Here is a 3,247-nt window from a genome sequence, read left to right as displayed (position 1 = left end):
GGCGCCGCGGCGGGGGCCTGCGGGCGCGGCGTGGCGGCTGCCGGTTTCGGCCGCGGCGCGGCGTCGCGGCGGATCGGGCTCGGCCGGGCCGGCAGGTTCAGCCGATGCGCCTTGCCGACGACCGCATTCTTCGAAATGCCCATGCGGCGACCGATCTCGGCCGTGGACAGGCCCTCATCCCAGAAGGCGCGTAGTTGGTCGATGGCTTCTGCGGTCCAGTCCATGTGGTGCTCCCCTGCTCCGCCCCACCATATTTAGTGCCTACCAGATACGGTAGGACAACGCAGGGCTGCACCACAAGTTCTGGGCGGTCCGCGACGGACGAAAATCTGTGGACAACCTCAACCGGAGACGAAAAGCCGCCAGAGCAAAGGCAACAGCAGCGCGGAGGCAAGGGCATTCAGCCCCATGGCGAGGCCGCTGAACGTGCCCGCCGCGGCATTGACCGAGATCGCCCGCGCGGTGCCGAGGCCATGGCTCGCCGTGCCGATGGCAAGGCCACGCGCCCGCATGTCCCGCACCCGGACGGCGTTCAGCACCAGCGGCCCCAGCGCCGCGCCGGTGATGCCGCTGGCGATGACCAGGGCGGCGGTGAGGGAGGGCAGGCCGCCGATCCGCTCCGTGATGCCCATGGCGACCGGGGTGGTGACGGAGCGCGCGGCGAGGCTCGCCACCACCTCCGGCGCCGCTCCCAGCGCGACGGCGATCAGCACGCCGCATCCCGCGGCGAAGAGCCCGCCGAACAGCACGGACAGCGCCGCCGCCCCCGCGCTGCGCCGCACCAGCCCCCATTGCCGGTAGAGCGGCACCGCCAGCGCGACCGTCGCGGGGCCGAGCAGGAAGTGGACGAATTGCGCGCCCTCGAAATAGGCGCGGTAGTCGATGCCGGCGGCGAGCAGCCCGCCCGCCAGCAGTGCCACGGCGAAGAGCACGGGGTTGGCCAGCGGATGCCGCCGGCAGGCCCGGTGCAGCCGCAGCCCCAGCAGCCAGGCGAGCAGGGTCGCGGTCAGCGCCGCCAGCGGCTCCCGCGACAGATAGACCCAGATGGCGGCGAGCTCGTTCATCGCAGGCGCCGGAACAGGAATTCCGCCAGCTTGCCGGTGGCGGCGATGGTGAGGAGCGTGCCGGCCAGCACGGCAAGGCCGAGCGGCGCCCATGCCTGCGCCAGCAGCGGCAGGTAGAGCACCACGCCGACGCCGGCCGGGACGAAGAGCAGGCCGAGATTGCCGAGCAGCGCTTCCGCCGTCGCCGAGAGCGGCGCCGGCACCTCTCCTCCCCGCAGCTGCAGGTACAGGAACAGCAGCACCATGCCGATGACCGGGCCCGGCACCGGCAGGTGCAGGGCGCGCACCGCCACCTCTCCCGTCAGTTGGCAGGAGAGCAGCGCGGCAAGGGCGCCGATCATGCGCGCTTCGCCTGATACGCCTCGAAGAAGCCGGTCGGGCGGATGATGCGGTTCTGCATGCGGACCAGCGCGCCCTGTTCCGCCACCTTCGCCAGATAGGCCGCCCAGGCCGGGTCGGCGGCCATGGCGGCGCGGCGCCTCTCGCGGTCCGCCTGGTCGGCATAGCCCCACATGTGGACCACGGTGTTCAGCTCCCCTTCCACCGTGGTGTACCAGCCGACGCAGTGGCCGAGATGCTTCTGCTGCAACGGCCAGCCCTCCGCCTCGTACAGCGCGACGAAGTCGTTCAGCCGGTTGGGCAGGCAGGTGTAGATGCGGAGATCGACGATCATGCGGGCGGCTCCTGCGGGAGGATGCGCATCCGCGCAGGCCATCGGGCGCCTCGCCCCACGGTCGCCGGATACCGGAGGGCAGCCTGAACGATCGAACCGGAAACGGGGAAGCCCCGGCTGCGGCGGCGCGCCCGCGCCGTCGCAGCCGGGGCCGGCCTGCGCCTTCCACGCGGGGCGAGCCTGCAGAGAAGGCGCTGCCCGCTACTGCAGGTCCACCGTCACCAGATCCTGGAACCAGGATTGCGCGGAGACGAAGCCGCGCACCCGGCGGGACATGGCGCGCGGGTTGAGGTCGTGTACGATGTAGAGCCAGGGCGGGTTGTCCACCAGCCGCTCATGCGCCTTCGCATAGGCGGCATCGTAGGTCGCCTGGTCGCGGGCATTCTCCAGCGCGGCGAAGGCTTCCTCGAATTGCGGGTCGTTGTACTGGCCCCAGTTGAAGCCGTTGGGCGGCACGAAGGCCTGCAGGAAGTAACGTGCCGCGACCGCGGGATCGGAGGAGGGGGAGGAGGGGTTGGTGGCGGAGGCGCCGTTCAGGATCGGCGCATCCGGCCCCTGCCGCACCGCGGTCAGCAGCGTGTTCCACTCCGTCACCTCGAAGGAGACATCGACGCCGCAGGCCTCCTTCAGGTTCTGCTGCATGTACTCGTTCATCGGCAGCGGTAGCATCTGGCCGGAACCGCTGGCGGAGATCATCACCTTGAAGCGCAGCGGCCGCTGCGCGGTGTAGCCGGCCTCGGCCAGCAGGGCGCGGCCGCGCGCGGCGTCGAAGCGGTAGCGGTGCTGCGGGCTGCCGAAGTGCGGGTCGGAGGGCTTCAGCCAGCCGACGGAAGGCTCCGCCGTGTCGTTCAGCAGCTGCACCAGCCCGGCGCGGTCCACGCAGTAATTCAGCGCCTGCCGCACGCGGATGTCGCGGAAGGGGGAGGTGGTGCCGCCCATCTGGAACAGCCAGGGCCAGACATGCGGGTAGGAATTCGTCATCACCTGGAAGCCGCCCTGGCGCAGGCCGGGGATGGCGTCCGGCGGCGGCACCTCGATCCAGTCCACCTGGCCGGAGCGGAGCGCGGCGAGGCGGCTATTGGCCTCCGGCACCGGCAGCAGGATGACGCGGTCGAGCTTCGGCACCCGCGCCGGGTCCCAGTAGCCCTCGTACTTCGCCAGCTCGGCCGAGACGCGCGGCGTGAAGCGCGCCAGGCGGAACGGGCCGGTGCCGGCCGCCGGCAGCGTCGCCACCCGCGCCCAGTCCCGCCCCGCCTGCTCGAAGCTGCGCGGGCTGGTCATCAGGATGTAGACGGCCATGTAGGGGAAGTAGCTGGCGACCCGCGTGGTGGTCATCGTGACGGTGTGGTCGTCGATCTTGCGGTAGCTCGCCAGCAGCGGCACGCGGGCACGGGTGATGCCGCTGCCTGCCGGCTCGAATTGCGGGCTGTCCGTCCTGAAGAAGCGGTCGAGGTTCCAGATCACGGCATCGGCGTTGAACGCCGTGCCGTCATGGAATTTCACCCCGCGG

At 71.2% G+C, this 3,247-nt stretch carries 5 protein-coding genes; all 5 read right to left on the bottom strand.

The features are described from left to right. Positions 1 to 224, bottom strand: a 224-nt coding sequence (locus NJ376_RS27170) for a GcrA family cell cycle regulator (RefSeq protein WP_252956492.1), incomplete at its 3' end; no start/stop codon positions are given. A 117-nt stretch (positions 225 to 341) separates the two neighbouring features. Then, complete coding sequence (locus tag NJ376_RS27165; RefSeq protein ID WP_252956491.1) at positions 342 to 1,064, bottom strand: LrgB family protein; 723 nt, start codon at positions 1,062 to 1,064, stop codon at positions 342 to 344. Next, on the bottom strand, positions 1,061 to 1,405 hold the full coding sequence (locus tag NJ376_RS27160) for a CidA/LrgA family protein (RefSeq protein ID WP_252956490.1): 345 nt from the start codon (positions 1,403 to 1,405) through the stop codon (positions 1,061 to 1,063). Before NJ376_RS27160 ends, NJ376_RS27165 begins: the two co-directional genes overlap by 4 nt. Then, positions 1,402 to 1,737 (bottom strand): NIPSNAP family protein, encoded by a 336-nt coding sequence (locus NJ376_RS27155; RefSeq protein ID WP_252956489.1) that lies wholly within the window; start codon positions 1,735 to 1,737, stop codon positions 1,402 to 1,404. The genes NJ376_RS27160 and NJ376_RS27155 overlap by 4 nt, the downstream gene beginning before the upstream one ends. A 201-nt stretch (positions 1,738 to 1,938) precedes the next feature. Continuing rightward, the coding region (locus NJ376_RS27150) for an ABC transporter substrate-binding protein (RefSeq protein WP_252956488.1) at positions 1,939 to 3,247 on the bottom strand (1,309 nt) is incomplete at its 5' end.

The organism is Siccirubricoccus soli (genome assembly GCF_024178315.1).
Classification (GTDB): Bacteria; Pseudomonadota; Alphaproteobacteria; order Acetobacterales; family Acetobacteraceae; genus Siccirubricoccus; species Siccirubricoccus soli.
The sequence above is the reverse complement of the archived record's forward strand: the minus strand, read 5'-3'. Positions and strand labels throughout refer to the sequence as shown.